The following is a 20,138-nucleotide window of genomic DNA, read 5'->3' on the forward strand; positions in this document are numbered from 1 at the left end:
TGCTTGGACTTTTTAAACCAATTTCTTGGTGAAATGTCCATCCAGACTCTCGCCTTAATAGATTAATAACAAAACAGTCCCCGCCCCCATTTATATCCTATTTTTGCAAACCACATTTTTCACCAATTCTCCATAATTTGTATTAAAAATCACTGCCGAATTCAGAAAACTTGATGTAAGATAAAATATAGGTAATTTTTCCTATATGTTCATAAAAGATTAAATGAAATGGGGAATATTGTGAAAAAATCTATTCTTACAAGATTAATCTCGCTAGTTTCCATCGTAGTACTTATTAGCCTAGTGATCATCTCCTTTACTACGTATCAAATGACATATTTTAAGGTTAAAGAAGCAGCCGGTATTGAGTTAATTGGTTGTGCTAATATCACAACTGGTCTGCTGTCGAATGAGGATATTAATAGTTTGCATGCATTAAGTGATTCCGAGGTTAACGAACTTAATCAGAAAATTAGTTGGACGGTTGCTCATAAGCCAATTTTTGAGAACCAATCACTTCTATCACTTGACGGCACAGTCCTTGTTGCTGATCAAAATCTCCAAACTCAAGGTGTTAATGTTGGCGATAAAATTCCGATTGATCCCCGTATTCTTACACAATTAAAAGAGAAGGGAGATCCAATCTACTCTGATGTTTATGAATTTGCCGGAATAAAGCGCTTGACTGGATATGCTCCTATTTTTAAAAACCATGACCCTACTAATGAGTTAATTGCCATTAGTGCAATTGACTTTAATGCTGAGATTCTAGCAGATAGAACGTGGAGTATGGTGGCAACTACGATTATTGTCGGTGTCATTTCCCTTTTAATTGCAGGATTAATCATTATCCTATTTGTCAGAAAAACGATTCTCCCATTGAAAAAGCTAACTTCATACACAAAAAGGATTTCTGAAGGGGATTTGACCCTCGATATGCAAGACTTGAATGCCACAGGTGAAATACATGAACTATCTGAGAATTTTAATCAAATGGTAGAGAGCTTGAAGGCGAGCTTGCATCTTTCTTCGAACAGTTCTAAAGAAATCGCTGCGTCTTCTGAAGAGTTGACTGTCAATGTAATGGGAGTAACCCAAATTGTAGATGATGTTTCGAATACCCTGCAGAACGTTGCAGATTCAGTTAAGAATCAAGCTGCTAATCTTACAAGAGTGAAGAATACCTTTGGAAATATCACTCAAAACACAGGTTCAATGACCGAAAAAATTAGCAGAACTGCATCTCATTCTCAGCAAGTATTGCAAAAAGCAGCCGAAGGGAACACACTTATCAAAGACTCTGTTCATCATATGAAAAACATCCAAGAGAAAACGAACAATCTTAATATTGTAATGGAAGAGCTCAACCATATGTCCGCAAGAGTCAGGGAAATTCTTAAAATGATTACGAATATATCCAAGCAAACGAATCTTCTTGCCTTAAATGCATCGATTGAATCAGCAAGGGCCGGGGAACAAGGAAAGGGTTTTGCGGTTGTCGCGAATGAAATTAGAAGCTTAGCAGAAGAAACCTCTAATAGCATTTCAAATATAGCGAATATCATAGTTGAAATCGAAGGAAAAACAAATGAAGCCGTTTCTTTAACGAATGATGGGAATGAAACAGTGAAAGACGGCATGATAAAGGTGGAAAATGCCGGGCAAACATTCTTGCAAATCCATGAATCTATCAAAACGAATACACACGAGTTTGATCAAATTTTTCAGGGGATTATTAGAATTAATGATGACATTCAGAACGCCAATTTAGATGTAAAGAGCATAGAGAAGATTACCTCGGATGTTTCCGATTGCATGCAGACAGTCTCTGCTTCATCACAGCAACAGACTGCATCCATGGAAGAAATCAACTCAGCGATCCAAATATTAGCTTCCATGGCTACAGAAATGGAATCCATTGCAAACAAGTTTAAATTATAACCTTTCCTAGGGCCTGTCCTTTAATGCGCCTGGCTCCACAATAATATCAATATCTAGATATTGCATCGTGGTGCCTGGCAACTTTGCTTATTTTCTATTAAAAAAAGCCCGATTTTACTCTCCCTCAGATACAACCGTAAAACGCTCATTGATATGAGCTGGATTTTCAATTTCATCTACAATCGCAATTGCATAATCTGCATAGCTCACATAGCTATCCCCTTTTGAATTAACAATGAGATTGTCTTTTCCTTTTTGGTAAGTACCTGTTCTTTTACCTTCCGGGTTAAAAAATGCGGCTGGGCTAAGGAAAGTCCATTTAATGCCTGCTGCGTTTTGCAGATCTTCCAGATTTTTGCCTTGATTAAAGGCTGTTGCGTAATATTCTTTCGGGAATTCGGGAGTATCGATCAATCTGATTTTTTGATCTTCATCTACAAATAGGCTTCCTGCTCCGCCTACTACAATTAATCTTGTTTCTGGAGCTCCCTTCATCGCTTCTATTAATGCTTTTCCTGCCTCAACATGAAGATGCTCTTGTCCTGGTACCGCACCAAACGCATTCACGACTGCATCAAACTGACTTACATCTCCTGCCTTCAATTCGAATACATCTTTTTCAAGAACAGCTGCATTTGTATTTGTTAATTTTGAAGCGTTTCTTACAATCGCTGTAACTTCATGCCCTCTATCCAATGCTTCTTGTAAAATAAGACTTCCTGCTTTTCCTGTAGCTCCAATTACGCCAATTTTCATCTGAAAAAACCTCCTAAAATTATGTTTATTATTTTCACCACAAGGTAGGTCGGCTATGCATCCATACCAATAGATGGTTTTGCACACGTTGTAACCAAGGTAGTTACAACGTGTGTAAAAATAAAAAAATTAGATGTTTCACCCAATTTTTTCATTTAAAATCGTTACAATATCCATCATCGTTACTTCTTTTAATACTAATTCCATTGCCTCTTGAGCCTTCAATAAAATCAATTCAAGAACCAATTGAATGTTAGCCCCAACAGGACAACTTGGATTCGGACTGTCGTGGAATTGGAATAACTCGCCTTCTTCGACAACTTCGACAGCATGATACACATCAAGGAGGGTAATATCTTGTAAAGGTTTTTGAAGCTCAGCACCACCTGTACCTCGGCGAACTTGAATGAGGCCTGCTCGTTTAAGTTTCCCCATTACTCTTCGTATGACTACTGGGTTTGTATTCACACTTTCAGCAATCCATTCAGACGTACAAAGTGTACTCTTTTCAATAGATACGAGAGACAAAATATGAACAGCTACAGTAAATCGGCTGCTAATTTTCATTTCCTTCAACCTCCTGATGTAACCATTATAGTTACATCAAATATTTAATGTCAAGATATTTTTGAAAAACTGCCCTGTGTAAGGCTTATTCGGTGATTTTCGAAGGAACAGACCCTTCTGCGGAAACGCGAGAACCGTCCTTATGCTTCAAAAGCTCCAGTGATTCCTGCAAAGAAATAATTTCTTTTTGTATTTTAGAATACCCCTCGATCCATGGGACATGTTTTCTTTCTGCTATTACATCATGTTCAAGCGTATTTGCCATTGTTTCAAACACGAAAAGAAATTGAGCAAGGGATTCATCTGATAGTATAGGACGTTGTGCATTTTTTGAACATAAATCAAGTAATTGTCCTAACTGTTCCATTGAAAAAATGGCAGGTGATAGATACTCTAACCACTTTTTATTAGCTGGAATTTCACCTAATGCTGTGGAATAGACGGTCCTTAAATTGACCAAATTAGTTCGCATTTTATTTTGTTCTTTGCTCTCCACATAAATAACTTCATTGTTTTCTGAAAACAAGCTAAATAATAATTGAGACTGGCTGCGAATGGTTTTGGCCATTAAATGAAGAAGTCGACTTGAGGCAGATTGTCTGCCAATTAATAATACTCCTATCAAACCAATGGCGCATCCGATCAGAATATCAATTATTCTCACTGTAGCAAAATAGGAAAGATTATGTATATGAGACGTACTTTCAGCCATCAACAATGCGTTTGGAGTAATGAAAGTAACAGCAAACGCGTAATTTCGCACTATTAATAGCTCTGTACAAAAATGTAATAGTGCAATGAACAAAGCAACGGTCATAGGTGTTGGCTTCAATGAGAGGATGATTACTGCTGCTAAGATACCTAACGTAGTCCCAATTGATCTTTGAATGGCTCGATGGAGTGTACTTATAATTGTAGACCCTAGCATGACTGCTCCACACGATACTGGTATCCAATAGGATCGTTCAAATTCAAATGAGAAAGCAATCATTGCTGCGGCCATTAAGACAAATCCATACTTTAAAGAAGAAAGAAACACAATGGAATGTTTATCAAATGCATCTATAAGAATTCTTTTGAAGGTAGGCTTTATTATTTTTAGTTCCTGATTAATCTTTGAAATAGATTCCTTCATAATGGCATTAGCTTCACAGATTCTTGAGATTAGTTGCTCTACAGCTTGATCACTTTCTTCTGGCTGCAAAATTTCCAAAGGGTTGAGTTTCTTTTTACGATCTAATGAATCAGCCAGTGTTTTCACAGATTCTCCTAATTCTGGCAGGTATTTTGTATTTCCTTCTGCATACATTTCAAGAATATCTGACCACATAACATTCGCTAATTCTTTTAATAAATACAATCTTTTAAAGGAATTGGAGCTCCTCCATGATACATATCCTTTTAGAAGAGTTGCATCTGCGTCTTTCAATGCGGACAAGGTTCTCTCTCTCGCTTCGTTAAATGTTTCTGTATCGATAGAATGAAGAAGTGCTGCTAGTTCGAAATAAATCCGTTTAACTGCTTTTGTTTCTGGTCCATGTGGGTCGAAAAACCAGCCTATCATGGCTACTACCCATGATAGGGATCCTCCTAGTAAAACAAGACCGGCCCGTAAGGCAGCATTAGATGGATCAATGGGCATAACTGATGTCATTGCGAATACAATCACAAAAAATATGGAGGCAGGACCAGGGATTTTAAGCGCACCAAAAATAAAGGTTCCAACCGCCCCAATTCCGCCAAGCAAGATAGCAAATGCAAGTGGCGAAGATGCCGTAAGTGTACCCAATCCAATAGAAGCTGAAAGTCCTAGCAGAACAAAAAATACTTTTTTTGCTCTTTGCGGATACGGTTCATTGAGGACATAAAGATAAGAAAAACCTCCTACTCCAGCCAGTAAACCAAACTGGAAATTCCCCAATAATATTCCAATGACGACAGGCAAAGATGCACTTAGCCCAGCAGAAATAGCCCTCGTCCAAGGAAAAGGACTCTTCTTAATTGTAAACGCACCTTTTATCATGTCTTTTTTCATTCGGTTTCCTTCTTTCCACCCATCAGTTATTGCGGATTGAAATTGAATTACAGTCTTACCTAATATGCGATGAATCCTCGTCTCTCATACTCAACAAAAAACGAACCCAATACAAACTTGGATTCGTTTCTCCTAACATTCTTTATTTTTTTAAGAAAGCAGTTTTAACCTCCGATAGGTCACTACATTCAATCTAATAGGAATATCTTCCCCGGATTTAATAAACCTTCTGGATCAAGCATTTTCTTCATCTGTTTCATAATAATAACGGCATTTCCATGCTCAGCCTCTTGAAATTTCATCTTACCAAGCCCTACACCGTGTTCCCCCGTACAAGTTCCGCCAACCTCAATAGCTTTTAAAGCAAGTGCTTCATTCGTATATTCAGCCTTTTCCTTTTCACCAGATACCTTCGGATCATAAATAACCATCGTATGGAAGTTTCCATCCCCCACATGTCCCAAGATACCTCCCGTTAATCCACTTTCATCGATTAGCTGTCTAGCATACACGACAAGCTCTGGCAGCCGTGAAATTGGTACGCAGACATCCGCTCCCGTATTGGCCATTCCTTTAATATGCCGGTATGCATAAGCCATTTCATGCCTAGCCTTCCAAAGCTCCATCCGTTCCTTCGATCCGCTTGCCGCTTCCCAATTTCTACATCCGAGCTCACTCATTAATTGTTCCGTTACCTTCGCCTCTTCCTCCACCGCTCCCTTGGTGCCGGCGAATTCAAAAAACAAAGAATGGCTAACCGGGAATTGATAGCCACCATATGCATTGACCTGAGAAATACTTTCTGCATCCACCAGCTCCATACGCATGACCGGAATCCCGCTGAGTAAAACTGACTTTGCCGCTTCCGCGCATTCCTCAGGTGTGTCAAATGTACAGCGAGCAGCCAATGTGTGTTCTGGAATGCCATGGAGCCTTAATGTGATTTCCGTGATTATGCCTAAGGTTCCCTCAGACCCCGCAAACAGTCCTGTCAAATGATAACCAGAAGATGACTTTTTTGCATGAGATCCAGTATGAATGACTGCCCCATCAGCCAAGACAACCTCTAAATCTAGCAACTGATCACGCATTGAACCGTAACGAACGGCCGTTGTCCCACTCGCATTATTTGCAACCATTCCGCCTATAGTTGCATCTGCACCTGGGTCAATCGGAAACATTAATCCATGCCGGTTTACTACTTTATTTAATTCCAAACGCGTGATTCCCGGCTGAACAGTAATTAATAAATCCTCTGGTGAAAAATGAGTGACCTTATTCATATTGCTAAAGTTAATTGAAATCCCCTTTTTGATAGGGATCGCTTGACCTTCAAGTCCCGATCCAGCTCCATAAGGGGTTACAGGGATTTTATGCTCGCGGGCTATCCCTGTAATGGCCTCAACATCTTCACGGCTCTCTGGAAAACAAACTACATCAGGCTCTACTGGTGTATGAAATGATTCATCATGACTATGACGGAATAGTTCTGTTTCACTTTGGCTAACCTTTTCCCTGCCAAGACGTTCGATGAGTTTTTGGATAAACATAAGGAAAACCCCCTCTAATAATTAATTCCTCAAAAACTTTCAACTTTTCTATTAATCTATTATATGCGTAATCCCTCCTGAATTGTATCTCTTTTCAGATCATTTAGTTAACTGACCATAATAACTCTTCAAAATTATTTAAATATTTCTATTTACAAATAGATTATAATAATTTAATATTCCTGTATACAGTATACTGAATACCGAAAGGAGGAGTGATCTTTGAGAAGAATCATCCATAATGTTTCATTGGCTGACCAAGCCTACAATTTATTAAAGAAGGACATTAGCTCCGCTGTACTTGCACCAGAACAGGAATTACCAGAGGAAAAGCTGGCAGCAGACCTTGGCATTAGTCGCACCCCGCTACGGGAAGCGTTAAAGCGCCTAGCTGCAGAAGGCCTAATCGTTTTACAAAAGGGACGTCCTGCCACTGTCGCTACTTTTACAAAGGAAGATTCTTTGGAATATATGGAACTGAGGTCAGTGCTAGAAATTCATAATATCGAAAAAATTATGCCCCTTTTAGATCAACATCTATTCGATGAATTAAAGGAAAATTTAGAACATCAATTAGAAGCTGTCCAACAAAATCATTATCACAATTTCATTGATTTAGACCGTGAATTCCATTTAATTCTTGCTTCTAGAAACGGAAATTCGAAATTCCAGGAAATGATTCATCAAATGAACACAGGAGTCAACCGCGCATTCCTCTTATTATCTAACACACTTCATGTAAGCGCATACGAAGCCTACGAAGAACATGTAAAGCTAGTTGAGGCACTAGAATCTAAGAAGGTTTCATTAGCGAAGGAAAAAATGCTTGAACATCTGCAAAAAGTTGAAAAGCGATTCTTAAGTAATTTCCAAAAGGAGGAAAATAAATGAAGAAATTATTGGCATTATTACTTATCGGCTTACTCGTCATCACAGGATGTGGACGTCCAAAAGAAATCACTTCAAGCGGTGATGGTGAAAAGAAGGTTCATACTCTTCGTATTGCTTACTTAGTTTCTGAAGAGCAATCTACACATTTAGCTGCAGTTGATTTTAAAGAGAGGCTTGAGAAAGAATCTGATGGACGTTTAAAGGTTGAACTATATCCAAATGGTCAGCTTTATGGTTCTGACCGTGAAGCAATCGAAGCTGTACAGCTCGGCAATATTGAAATGACAATTCCAGCACTAGCCCCACTTGCTTCATTTAACAAAAAATTTATGGTTTTCGATTTGCCATTCCTTTTCAATGATCACGAAGCTGCCTATAAAGCTCTTGATGGTGAACTTGGACAAGAATTATTGAAGGAATTAGAGAAAAATGACTTGAAAGGTCTTGTTTTTGGAGAAAACGGCTTCCGTCATATGTCAAATAATAATGGTCCAATTGAGGCCCCTGAAGACCTAAAGGGCATTAAATTCCGTACTTTAGAAAACCCAGTTCATACGGCTACATTTTCTGCATTCGGAGCTAACGCTTCCCCGTTTGCATTTGGTGAACTTTACACTGCTCTTCAGCAAAAAACTTATGATGCAATGGAAGCACCGATCTCCTTATATTACACAAATAAATTTTACGAAGTACAAAAATACCTGACTATGAGTGGTCACGTATACGCAGCAACTATTTTACTAATGAACAACAACTTTTATAACAGCCTTCCTGAGGATCTTCAGCAATTAGTGATGAAAACATCTGAAGAATTCCGTGACGAACAGCGTCTGCTAGCACAAAAACAGGATGTAGAGTTTTTAGAAAAACTGAAAGAAAGTGGAATGGAAGTTAATGAATTAAGTTCTGAGCAGCGTGAACAATTCCGTGAAGCTGCAAAAGCGGTCTATGACAAACACGTACCTGAAATCGGTGAGGAATTAGTTAATAAGGCATTAGAAGCAAATAAGTAATAACATTCGAGGAATCAAGATTAAGTTCTTGATTCCTCATTATTAAAGGATGTGTAAAGCATGGCAAAAAAATTTGCTCGATTCGAAGAAGTTGTTTTAGTATGGACACTTGTCCTAATGGTGGCACTCATTTTCGGTCAGGTAGTCGGTCGTTATTTATTTCAATCAGCACCAAGCTGGACAGAAGAGCTCGCCCGATATATTCATATTTTCCAAGTATGGATCGGTGCAAGCTATGCTGTTAAGCTTCGCCAGCATATACGAGTGGAAGCATTTATTACACGCTTAAAAGGGACGCCTCGGAAAGTTTTCGAAGGATTAGGCGTATTAATTTGGTTTTTTATTTCGTTATTTTTAGCTGTATTTGGTACAAAGTTAGTTTTAATCAGTTTCCAGCATGGCCAGGTAACTCCAGCTTTGCAGGTACCAATTTGGATTGCCTTTCTAGCCATACCACTTGGAGGCTCCGGAATGGCAATTCGATTAATTCAGCAATTAATTGAAATTTGGAAAGGCAACTATGAGAAAGAGGAAAGTGAGGAGATTATCGGATGACGGTTGCATTATTATTCGGAACATTATTCATTTGCTTGCTCATCGGGGTGCCAATCGCTATTTCGTTAGGTGTATCAGCCCTCGTGGCCATTTATTTTGGCTCAACCTTGCCACTTGATATTATTACCCAAAAAGCATTCACATCACTCGATTCATTCCCGCTTCTTGCCATCCCCTTTTTCATGCTCGCCGGGATTCTAATGGGGAAAGGCGGGGTATCCAAACGCCTTCTTGATTTAGCTACAACTATGGTTGGCTGGATGACTGGCGGTTTATCGATGGTGACGATCGTTGCTTGTATGTTCTTTGCGGCAATTTCAGGATCTGGTCCTGCAACCGTGGCAGCAATTGGCGGATTTATGATACCAGCTATGATTGCCAAAAAGTATGATGGCGGTTATGCTGCGGCGGTTTCAGCATCTGCAGGTTCTATCGGCGTTATTATTCCACCGAGTATCCCATTTGTCCTTTACGGTGTTATTGGAAGTGTATCGGTCGGAAGCCTATTCCTAGCTGGGATTATTCCAGGTCTGCTTATTGGGATTGGATTAATGATTACATCCTATTTCATTTCGAAGAAAAAAGGCTATAAGCCTGAACAAGTGCAGAAATTTGATTTCAAAAGTGTTTTGAAGGCTACAAATGATGCGAAGTGGGCTCTATTAATCCCTGTCATCATTTTGGGAGGTATTTACGGAGGGATCTTTTCACCAACAGAAGCCGCTGTTGTAGCTGTAGTCTACGCGCTTATCATCGGAATGTTTGTTTATAAAGAATTGGATTGGAAGAGTGTTTTCGAAAGCTTTCGTGAAGCCGTGGTTATTAATGCAACAACGATGATTATCATTGGTTTATCTGTATCATTTGCCTATTTTATGACCCTTGAACAAATTCCAAATGATATTTCTACCTTTTTAACTGAATTATCAACAAACCCATATATTATTTTAATTGCCATCAACATTTTATTATTAATAGTAGGGATGTTTATTGACACAATTTCGGCATTAGTTGTATTAACACCTATTCTATTACCTATTGTTATTGCAGTAGGGGTTGACCCAATTCATTTTGGAGTTATACTTGTCGCAAACCTGGCCATTGGCTTCATCACACCTCCGCTTGGCGTCAACCTATTCGTTGCTTCAAGTGTTGGGAAAGTTAAGTTCGAACGTATTGTCCATGCCATTATCCCATTCATGGTGTCCATGATTATCTGTCTATTGGTCATTACATTTATTCCAGCCCTATCATTATGGCTGCCAGGATTATTTAAATAATATCAGTTTGCTTTAATATTTCATCTATTAAATAGAGCGATAGATTACCCCAAGAAAGGTGAAAAGCATGTCATTATCTATTAATCACAGAGCAAAGGAATTGGAGGCCCCAGGAATCCGCCAATTTGCTAACCAACTCATACATTTTCCGGAGGCTATTAACTTAACAATTGGACAGCCAGACTTCCCTACTCCAGAAGCTGTCAAAGAAGCAGGGATCAAAGCCATTACAAATAATCAAACCGCCTATTCTCATAATGCTGGACTATTGGAATTAAGACAGGCAACCGCTTCATTTTTCAAGGATAGGTATGGGTTCTCCTATGATCCAGAAACTGAAATCATTATTACTAACGGGGCAAGCGAAGGAATAGATTCTGTTTTTCGAACCATTCTTGAAGAAGGTGACGAGGTCATCATACCTGCTCCCATCTATTCTGGATATGAGCCAATTATTGAACTTTGCGGGGCTAAGGTAGTTTATTTAAATACTTCTGACACTGGATTTCTGCCCTCATTAGAACGTCTGGAGGCTTTAGTTACATCAAAAACAAAAGCCATTCTATTAAACTATCCATCAAATCCAATCGGCATTACAATTGCACCCGATTTAATGGAAAATTTAGTTAGTCTATTAGAAAGGCTTGACATTTATATCGTTTCAGATGAAATTTATAGTGAAAACACATTTGCAGGAAAGCATCGATCACTTGCATCCTATCCACAGATTCGTGAACGTTTATTCTTAATCCATGGCTTGTCAAAATCTCATTCCATGACTGGCTGGCGGATCGGTTTTGTATTAGGGCCCAAGAGGCTAATGCAGCATGTGATTAATGTACATTTATACAACTCCATTTGTGCATCATTACCAGGTCAATATGCGGGAATCGAGGCATTGACAGCCTGCCGAGAGGTTCCCTCCATTATGAATATTGAATATATAAAGCGTCGGGATTTTGTATATGAACGTCTTCTCAGTATGGGACTAGACGTTGTCAAGCCAAACGGGGCCTTCTATATTTTCCCATCGATCAAAAAGTTTGGGCTTCCCTCTTTTGAGTTTGCAACAAAATTATTGCATGAGGGCGGTGTTGCAGTTGTTCCGGGCAGCACGTTTACAGAATATGGGGAAGGCTATATTCGCATTTCCTATGCCTATGCAATGCCAATGCTAGAAAAAGGAATGCAAAGGCTCGAGGAATTTTTGGCCAAATTAGAAAGTGAACCCGCTGCCACAAAATCTTGCTAGTTTCATTATAGAACAAAAGGAGCTATTAAAATGAGTCATGTAAAATGGGGTACACCTGAATCATTACGTGCATTACTTTGCGAGCTTGTTAGCTGGCAAAGTCGAACACTTACTGAAGGAGAATGCAAATTTGCCTACAATCTAAATGCGAAGTTAATGGAGCTAGATTACTTTAAATTAAACCCTTCCTACATTGGCCTACATGATGCAGGACTAGGACGTAATGCCGTTACTGCTTTATATAAAAACCCTGAAGTATCGGAAACTATCGTTCTCATCAGTCATTTTGATACGGTCCACACGGAAGAATACGGTGATTTAGAACCATTAGCTTTCCAGCCAGAGCAACTAACAAGAGTATTAATGGATCGACTAGATGAGCTGCCGGAAGAAGCCCGTACTGATCTTGAGTCAGGAGAATACTTATTCGGCCGTGGAACAATGGACATGAAAACAGGACTTGCTCTTCATATGGCCCTAATTGAAAAAGCCAGCCTCGAAAAATGGCCAATCAATCTGTTGCTCGTGACAGCTCCGGATGAAGAGGTAAACTCAGCTGGAATGCGCGCTGCCGTTCCGGAGCTAGTACGTTTACGTGATGAACACCAATTAAACTACAAATTATTCTTGAACAGTGAGCCTTCCTTTTCCCAGGAGCCGGGAGATCCAAACTATTATATTTATTCTGGATCAATTGGGAAAATTATGCCTGCAGCTCTTTTCTACGGGAAAGAAACCCATGTTGGGGAACCGATGAGCGGGATGACTGCCAACTTTATGGCATCCTTTCTTACACAGCAGATGGAATGGAATCCAATTTTTCGTGAGTTTGACCTAAACGAAAAAACACCATTACCTGTTTCACTTCAACAAAAGGATTTGAAAATGGAGTATTCGACCCAAACTCCATACCGCGCTGCAGCTCTTTATAACGTTTTTCTCATGAAGCGCACGGCAGCTGAAGTAATGGATATTTTTACAGAGGTAGCTGAGAAGGCTGCTTTAGCCTGTACTGCCGCTTACACAGAAATATGCACGCGCGAAGGTGTAAAGCCTGTCGGAAAAGTGAAGGTAATGCGCTATGAGGAGCTGCTCCAATATGCAGAAAAGAAATTGGGGACTGAGTTAATATCGAAGATTAAATCTAATGCCCTAACGAACGCAAATTGGGATGACCGCGAAAAGTCGATTCGCATTGTCGATTCACTTATGATTCAGTGTCAAGAGCTTGGGCCAACTATCGTTCTTTTATATGCGCCGCCTTATTACCCAGCTGTTAATACTTCCCATGATCCACTCGTCATTAAAGCCGTTAATTTAATGAAAAAGACAGGCATCGAAAAGTTCAATTTAGAAGTGAATCAAATCCATTACTTTAATGGAATTTGCGACCTAAGCTATGTATCCTATCAGGATAATGCTGAGGGCTGGACTGCTTTCGAACGAAATACACCCGTATGGGGAGACACTTATAGCATTCCGTTTATTGAAATGGAGCAATTGCAGGCCCCAGTTTTAAATGTGGGCCCTTTTGGAAAAGACGCCCACAAACGAACAGAGAGACTCCATATCGAAAGTGCTTTTATACAGCTTCCGATTATGCTAGAAACACTTGTCCGCAGCCTGTTTCCAGGATTGGTAACAGATTCTAACGAAAGACAAATTGTTTAAACTTATATAGAAAAGGATTACTTCGCCAAATATTTTTGACAAAGTAATCCTTTTTCGATTAAACAAACTTATTCAAAATAAGCCCACTTGTATTGAACATCACCAAGTCCCGAAATATGAACACCTTTTAAGTTTTCAACTTGTACCCAGTTTTGAGTGTAGAAGTAGATAGGTGCGACTGCCATTTCTTCCATAAAGACTGCTTCTGCATCTTTTAATAATTGTTGACGTTTCGCAGGATCGCCTTCAAGAGCAGATTTAGCAAGTAAATCTTGGAATTCTTTATTTTCCCAACCAGTATTATTATTACCGCCATCTGCATCACGATACATTTCTAAGAAATTGATCGCATCGTTAAAGTCACCTAACCAGCCTAAACGTCCAACTTGGAAATCAAGTGAATGTAATTTATCTAAGTATACTGCCCACTCTGCATTATCAAGTGTAACTTCAACACCTAGATTTTGTTTCCACATATCTTGGACCGCCTGTGCAATCTTTTGATGTGCTTCAGATGTATTGTAAGAAAGCGTTATAGCTGGTAGCTCAGAAGCATCTTTGTATCCAAGCTCTTCTAAGCCTTTTTGTAAAAACTCTTTTGCTTTTTCAACATCATTGTCCGGGAAGTAACCCTTTTCATTTTCAGGGAACATGGATGGAGGTACAATCGCCATCGCTGGAAGCTGTTCACCTTGAGTAATGTTGTCAATGATTTCTTGACGGTTGATTGCATGAGTAAATGCTTTACGGATATTTACATTATTAAATGGTTCAACTGTTGTATTGAACTTGTAGTTGTATACACCAGCAATAGCTTGAGTCGTTAAACGCCCTTGATCTTTTAGAGCCTGCATGGCATCTGTAGGCAGATTACCTGTAGGCGATCCCGCCCAGTCAAGCTCCCCATTATCAAACATAGATAATTCCGTATTAGGATCATTAACCATGATCATTTCGATTGTTTCTAATTTTCCAGCGCCGGCATCCCAATAATTTTCATTCTTTTTCAGGATGATTTTATCACTATGAGCCCATTCAGTCATAACGAAAGGTCCGTTAGATGTATAGTTTTCACCAGCATCGTTAGCCCAATTTGGGTTAGCTTCAGCTACTTTGCTATTAATTGGATAATAAGTATAAAACGCTGTTAGCTCTGTGAAATATGGAGTCGGATTTTCCAATGTGACTTCAAGCGTTTTCTCATCTAATGCTTTAACACCAACTTCATCTAGTGATCCGCCAGCAGTATTTGCAGCTTCTGCACCTTTAACATAATAAAGCTGGTATGCATATTCAGATTGGTTATTCGGGTCTAGCGCCCATTTCCAAGCATATTCAAAGTCATTTGCTGTTACAGGATCACCATTTGTCCACTGTGCATCACGGATAGTAAAAGTATAAACCTTTTGGTCTTCTGAAACTTCAATTTTTTCTGCTGCCGCTTCTACAGGCTTTCCTTCTTGGTTAATACGTGTTAAACCTTCGAATGTTTGATTCAATACTGCACCAGAAGTCGTGTCCTTCGCTAAAGCAGGATGTAAAGAAGGTGGTTCCGTATTAATATTTATTCTTAAATTCTGCGGTACTTCAGCCTTTTCTTCTTGCTTTTCTCCACCATTTTCGTTGTTTTTTGGTGTTTCTGTGGTGGTTGTTTTCTTGTCACCGCCGCAAGCTGCTAAAAACATACTGAGAACTAGCAGCATGCTAATAAAGATTAAATTCTTCTTATTCACTGTATGACCCCCTTATGAATGTTCCACCATCACTCTTCTATAACCCCATTCTATTTTTAATCTATACTAACTTTTTTGTTTCTTAATCGGGGTAATATATCGAAAAGTCTGCGTGTTAAGATAATTATAAATTTTATAGAATAATAGAGCAAGTTATATTTTTCTGTATAATCTTCTTTTTCATTTTTAACGGACAAAAAAGCAAGCTAGTGGATTCTCACACAAACATGGGAATAATCCTGAAAGACTTCACCTAGCCTTATCATTTCTTACTCCCGAATAGATTTTCTATACTAAGGGTATATAGGACATGTCTAGTCCCTTGTCCCGCTTTTTGATAAAAAAATAACCCCCTTGAGAATGAATGAATCTCAAGGAGGTCATTTATCTTTTTACTCTGCTCCACTATCCAAAATAGCAAAAGTCCCCATCTCACAATGAATCTCCGCCATCGCACCATAAGGCAAAATAAACTTTGGTTCTGTATGCCCAAAATTCATGTTGTAGAGAATCGGCATATGCTCTAATTTAGTTTCTTTCATGACCTTAAGAATCTCAACTTTATATTCCTCGTAATATGTTTCATCTTGTGGCTTCCCAAAAATAATTCCATTTGCCCTTTGCAAAATGCCTTGTGCTGCGTAGTTACGCAGCCAGTACCTTACCAAATCTGGTTTTGGCTTATCCTCTGATGTTTCGAAAAATAGAATACTATTATCCCAATATTTCTGATCCGGCCAAATGGCAGTTCCTTTCGCAAACTCCAATACTTCCATACAGCCGCCAATTAGACGCCCCTGTACCACACCTGTCCCCTGCAGGACTTCATAACCAGAATTCGGCTGCATTTTCCGCCGCTTGTTTTTATTTGATTCCAACCACTCCAAACGCTCACTAGTCCAATTTTCCGCTGGCTGAATGTTTCCAATTACTTCATTTGAAAAGAGGATTCGTTTGACCATTTCAATGGTATATGGATCCATTTCTACATTCTCAGCAAAGTCCGTTAATATCGCAGGACCGTAATAGGAGGAAACCCCCGCCTTATGGCAGATCAAATGTGAAATCGTCACATCTGAATAACCAACAAAAATCTTTGGATTCTCCTTAATCACATCAAAGTCTATGTAAGGAAGAAGGCGAATGCTGTCTTCCCCGCCAATATTCGCGAATATCCCTTTAATGTTCTTATCCTTAAAAGCAGTCATTAAATCTTCTGCACGTGCCTGCGGATGATGGTATAAATAATCTGAACCTTTTAAACTATTAGGCATAGGAACTACCTTTAAACCAAACACTTCCTCTAATCTTTTCACACCCTGCTCATAGCGCCATTTAAGCTCGGGATCTCCTGCCCCTCCCCATGAAGGGCTGATTGTTGCTACAAGATCTCCGGGCTGTAATTTTTTTGGTTTGTTTAACATGTAAATACCTACTTTCCAAACTGTTATTTAATCTTTCTCATCCTCATAATCCCCATCACAATGGGAATACCTATCCCGAATAGCGTTATCGGTAAAATCCATTTCCCAAATCCTCCGCTTCCCCAGCCAATCGCTATTGAAATTGATTCGAATAAGATGATGGCAAAGAGCACAAGGCAAATGTTTTTTATTTGATTCACAATTTTTCGGCTTTGCAGGTAAAACTGTTCTGCATTGGATTCATTCAATCGTTCCGGATAATTATGAGATTCTGGAAATCGCTCCAAAACCTGCATCAAAACGATAATGAATACACCTATAATAGGTAACAAAAACAGTTCCCATTTTGATCCCCAACGGTCTATTTCACCAAGACCATTAAAGTGGGCAGGCACTTTTTCCGGAAGCTCACTCCAAATGGAAATAAGTAGAATAACCGAACCCAAATAGCATAAATATCCAACAACATCCCAAACCCATTCGCCCGCTGTCTTCGGAATCTTTAATTTTGGCCGTTTCCATGAATTTATCATACTCCCCCCTAACATATAGAATAAAAGCTAATACTCATGATACTTCTTCATACGTTTTATAAAACGCCTTAGTTTCATCATAAATGCGAATTAGACTTTACAAATGATATCCCTTATAATAATCGAATATTAAATCTAAACAATAGGATGTATATGAATGAATAAATATTTGCAGGTTTTCAAAGGAACTGCTTTTTCCAGCCAGTCATCTAAAGAAGTCCAAATTCTAAAAGACTATCTTTTCTGTATTAATTCAGACGGAATGATTGAAAAAATGGCTTCTCCGGAAGATGGCGATTATCAATCCTTACTGGATGAGTATCAAGGCAAAGAGAACTTCCTTTGCTTAGCTGACGGTCAGTATTTCTTGCCTGGTTTCGTTGATTTGCATGTTCACGCTCCGCAATGGGCACAGTCTGGAACAGCTTTAGACATTCCACTTTATGATTGGCTTAACACTTATACCTTCCCGGTTGAATCCAAATTTGCAGATTTAGATTTTGCAAATGAAGTGTACCAGGATGTGGTCAGTACCCTACTAGCAAACGGGACAACAACTGCACTTTATTTTGCCACTGTTCATAAAGAAGCCAGTTTCTTATTAGCAAAAATATGTGCTGAAAAAGGACAGCGCGGTTTAGTTGGGAAAGTAGTCATGGATGACCCTGAACAAAATCCTGAATATTACCGTGATGCTGATACGAAGACCGCCCTAGCTGATACAGAGGAATTTATTTTAGCAGTCAAGGAATTAGCAAAATCAACAAAACAGGGTGTTTATCCAGTTGTAACACCGCGCTTTATTCCTAGCTGCACAGATGAGGCTTTGAAAGGCTTAGGGGAATTAGCAGAAAAATATGATACCTATGTTCAATCTCACTGCAGCGAAAGTGATTGGGAGCATGGTTATGTGAAGGAACGTTATAATAAGAACGATGCGTTTGCCTTACACGACTTTGGTCTGCTGCGTGAAAAGTCTGTTATGGCGCATTGTAACTTCCTAGATGATAATGATGCTGATTTATTCGCAGAAACAGGCACGGCTATCGGCCATTGTCCAATCTCAAATGCTTATTTTGCCAATAGTGTCATTCCTATTGCTCATTTGCATTCAAAGGGCGTTGATATTGGTTTAGGCTCCGACATTTCAGGCGGTTTCTCACCTAGTCTTTTCGATAATGCCAGACAAGCTGTGATGTCATCTAGAATGTTAGAGGATGGTGTGAATACGAAGCTTCCGGCTGAAAAACGAGGTGTGCCGAACTCACGCATCACTATTAATGAAGCATTTTATCTGGCAACTGCTGGAGGCGGAGAAAGCTTAAGCTTACCAATTGGCCGCCTAGCAGAAAATTATTCTTGGGATGCGCAAATCATCGATACCTCATTACCTTCGGCAAAATTACCGATTTTCGATGCGAATGAAGATCTTATGGATGTCTTCCAGAAAATCATGTACCTGACTCGACCAGAAAACATTCGAGAAGTGTGGGTTCAAGGAGAGAAGGTTCATTCACGCAGTAAATAATGTATATCATACAATCTTGAGAAGTCCCTCGTAAATTCAGTGCACGATAAAAAAACATTTCAAATTAAAAATGATCTCATAGAAAATATAATTTCTAGAGGTCATTTTATTTTATTACAGTGTTTGTTTTTTAAACTTTATACCCAACGACCCAATTCAGGCGCTCCAAAAAATGTCTAGGTGGTATGGCTTTAAGCATTTTATTGCGAATGCTGATTATCAACGGATTTTCCAACTGCATGAGCCTTCCCATTCGTCTTGAATGATGGACGACTTTTGAGGTTCGAGTTACCCGTTTTTGTTCGTAATCTATTAATGCATTTGAAATACCTGCATTTTTCTCAAGACAACGCGCCAATACAATCGCATCCTCCATCGCTTGAGCACCACCTTGGCCAAGATTTGGCAGCATAGGATGAGCAGCATCTCCAAGGAGAGTCACTCGTCCTTTACTCCAACATGAAAGTGGCTTTTGATCAAAAATATCGTGATGAAGGATTTCTGACTCCTCCGTTGCTTCTATTACTGCTTCAACCGGCTTATACCATCCTCGAAAATGCCTTAGGGCAACTTGCTTCCTTTCTCCTATTGGGATCTGGATCTCTTGAGGAGAATTGATAGCTGCGAACCAAAATACTCGCCCTTCTCCAATTTGAGAGAACCCAAACCTTTTTCCTGATCCCCATGCTTCAAACCCTCCGCCCTGTTCGAATAAATATCGTTCATCCTCGAAGCTGCAAATCCCCCTCAGAGCTGTATATCCTGAATATCGAGGTTTTTCAAAGCCAAAAAGCTGAGCTCGAACAGTAGAGTGAATTCCGTCCGCCCCTATAAGTAAGTCTCCTTCTTCTTCAGTACCATCGGCAAATATGGCCGTCACTTTTTCATCACTTTGTTTAATTTCTAGCAACTTTTTGTTAAGCAATACATTTGTGCCTATAAGCAGACCTTTAAGCAGAATAGATTGCAGCATCGCTCGATGAATAAGATAACTGTACGTTCCATATCGCTTTGCTTGCTCATGAGTGGGCAAATTAAGTAAAAGCTTCCCGTCCCAATTACGTATTTCCGCTTTTCCCACGGGAGCTCCTAACGAACGAACCTCTTTAACTATTTCTAATTGCTCTAGTACATTCAAAGCATTGGGGGCTAAAACAATACCCGCTCCGGCTTCCGACAACTCGCTCGCCTTATCAAATATCTTTACGTGCCAGCCTACTTTTTGTAATGAAATTGCTGAACATAATCCACCAATACCGGCACCAATTATGATTGCCTTCTTCCCCATGTATCTTCACCCCAATCGGCGGACACCAGTTCCTTTATTTGTACAAAATGGGTTAATTCCTTATGTTTACGGACACAGGTACCTTTATATTGTAAAAAAGCAGTAATTACCTCGTGGTTTT

16 protein-coding genes and 1 pseudogene are annotated in these 20,138 nt (G+C 39.4%); 9 read left to right on the forward strand and 8 right to left on the reverse strand.

Features of this window, described 5'->3' with window-relative positions; translation table 11 throughout:
- Positions 1-789: 789 nt before the first annotated feature.
- Positions 790-999, forward strand: a pseudogene (locus tag V7164_RS25665) (HAMP domain-containing protein); the annotation flags it as partial.
- 84 nt (positions 1,000-1,083) lie between these two features.
- A complete protein-coding gene (locus tag V7164_RS25670; protein ID WP_438824707.1) occupies positions 1,084-1,941 on the forward strand; it encodes a methyl-accepting chemotaxis protein in 858 nt (285 codons plus the stop codon).
- A gap of 114 nt (positions 1,942-2,055) precedes the next feature.
- Here the strand turns inward: V7164_RS25670 and V7164_RS08235 are convergent, their stop codons facing one another.
- The 4 genes from V7164_RS08235 to V7164_RS08250 all read right to left on the reverse strand — a co-directional run bounded on the left by V7164_RS08235 (position 2,056) and on the right by V7164_RS08250 (position 6,849).
- Entirely contained in the window at positions 2,056-2,697 is a 642-nt protein-coding gene (locus tag V7164_RS08235; RefSeq protein ID WP_335344934.1) for an NAD(P)-dependent oxidoreductase, read from the reverse strand.
- Between the two features lie 138 nt (positions 2,698-2,835).
- Complete coding sequence (locus V7164_RS08240; RefSeq protein ID WP_335344935.1) at positions 2,836-3,264, reverse strand: Rrf2 family transcriptional regulator; 429 nt, start codon at positions 3,262-3,264, stop codon at positions 2,836-2,838.
- An 85-nt stretch (positions 3,265-3,349) separates the two neighbouring features.
- Complete coding sequence (locus V7164_RS08245) at positions 3,350-5,299, reverse strand: FUSC family protein (protein ID WP_335344936.1); 1,950 nt, start codon at positions 5,297-5,299, stop codon at positions 3,350-3,352.
- 188 nt (positions 5,300-5,487) lie between these two features.
- Positions 5,488-6,849, reverse strand: a complete 1,362-nt coding sequence (locus tag V7164_RS08250) for an FAD-binding oxidoreductase (protein WP_335344937.1) — start codon at positions 6,847-6,849, stop codon at positions 5,488-5,490.
- 222 nt (positions 6,850-7,071) lie between these two features.
- Between V7164_RS08250 and V7164_RS08255 the strand changes: the two genes are divergently transcribed.
- The 6 genes from V7164_RS08255 (at position 7,072) to V7164_RS08280 (ending at position 13,511) form a co-directional block, all read left to right on the forward strand.
- Entirely contained in the window at positions 7,072-7,740 is a 669-nt protein-coding gene (locus tag V7164_RS08255; RefSeq protein WP_335353859.1) for a GntR family transcriptional regulator, read from the forward strand.
- Entirely contained in the window at positions 7,737-8,753 is a 1,017-nt protein-coding gene (locus tag V7164_RS08260) for a TRAP transporter substrate-binding protein (protein ID WP_335344939.1), read from the forward strand. The genes V7164_RS08255 and V7164_RS08260 overlap by 4 nt, the downstream gene beginning before the upstream one ends.
- 60 nt (positions 8,754-8,813) lie before the next feature.
- A complete protein-coding gene (locus V7164_RS08265) occupies positions 8,814-9,308 on the forward strand; it encodes a TRAP transporter small permease (protein ID WP_335344940.1) in 495 nt (164 codons plus the stop codon).
- Entirely contained in the window at positions 9,305-10,588 is a 1,284-nt protein-coding gene (locus tag V7164_RS08270) for a TRAP transporter large permease (protein WP_335344941.1), read from the forward strand. Before V7164_RS08265 ends, V7164_RS08270 begins: the two co-directional genes overlap by 4 nt.
- A 67-nt stretch (positions 10,589-10,655) precedes the next feature.
- A complete protein-coding gene (locus V7164_RS08275; RefSeq protein ID WP_335344942.1) occupies positions 10,656-11,840 on the forward strand; it encodes an aminotransferase class I/II-fold pyridoxal phosphate-dependent enzyme in 1,185 nt (394 codons plus the stop codon).
- A 30-nt stretch (positions 11,841-11,870) separates the two neighbouring features.
- Positions 11,871-13,511 (forward strand): M20/M25/M40 family metallo-hydrolase, encoded by a 1,641-nt coding sequence (locus V7164_RS08280; protein ID WP_335353860.1) that lies wholly within the window; start codon positions 11,871-11,873, stop codon positions 13,509-13,511.
- 68 nt (positions 13,512-13,579) lie between these two features.
- On the opposite strand, the gene V7164_RS08285 is transcribed toward V7164_RS08280, so the two are convergent.
- The 3 genes from V7164_RS08285 to V7164_RS08295 form a co-directional block, all read right to left on the reverse strand.
- Positions 13,580-15,244 carry a peptide ABC transporter substrate-binding protein gene (locus tag V7164_RS08285; RefSeq protein WP_335344944.1) on the reverse strand — a complete coding sequence of 555 codons (1,665 nt, stop codon included), beginning with the start codon at positions 15,242-15,244 and terminating at the stop codon, positions 13,580-13,582.
- Between the two features lie 392 nt (positions 15,245-15,636).
- Entirely contained in the window at positions 15,637-16,668 is a 1,032-nt protein-coding gene (locus V7164_RS08290; RefSeq protein WP_335344945.1) for a S66 family peptidase, read from the reverse strand.
- 23 nt (positions 16,669-16,691) lie between these two features.
- Positions 16,692-17,201, reverse strand: coding sequence for a DUF1648 domain-containing protein (locus V7164_RS08295; RefSeq protein ID WP_335353861.1), 510 nt, complete (start codon positions 17,199-17,201; stop codon positions 16,692-16,694).
- A gap of 157 nt (positions 17,202-17,358) precedes the next feature.
- Between V7164_RS08295 and guaD the strand changes: the two genes are divergently transcribed.
- Positions 17,359-18,729 carry a guanine deaminase gene (guaD, locus tag V7164_RS08300; RefSeq protein ID WP_335344947.1) on the forward strand — a complete coding sequence of 457 codons (1,371 nt, stop codon included), beginning with the start codon at positions 17,359-17,361 and terminating at the stop codon, positions 18,727-18,729.
- A 130-nt stretch (positions 18,730-18,859) separates the two neighbouring features.
- Here guaD and V7164_RS08305 read toward each other — a convergent pair whose 3' ends face one another.
- Entirely contained in the window at positions 18,860-20,017 is a 1,158-nt protein-coding gene (locus V7164_RS08305) for an FAD-dependent monooxygenase (protein WP_335353862.1), read from the reverse strand.
- Between the last annotated feature and the right edge of the window lie 121 nt (positions 20,018-20,138).

The sequence above is a fragment of the Bacillus sp. JJ1474 genome (genome assembly GCF_036965225.1).
GTDB lineage: Bacteria > Bacillota > Bacilli > Bacillales > Cytobacillaceae > Cytobacillus.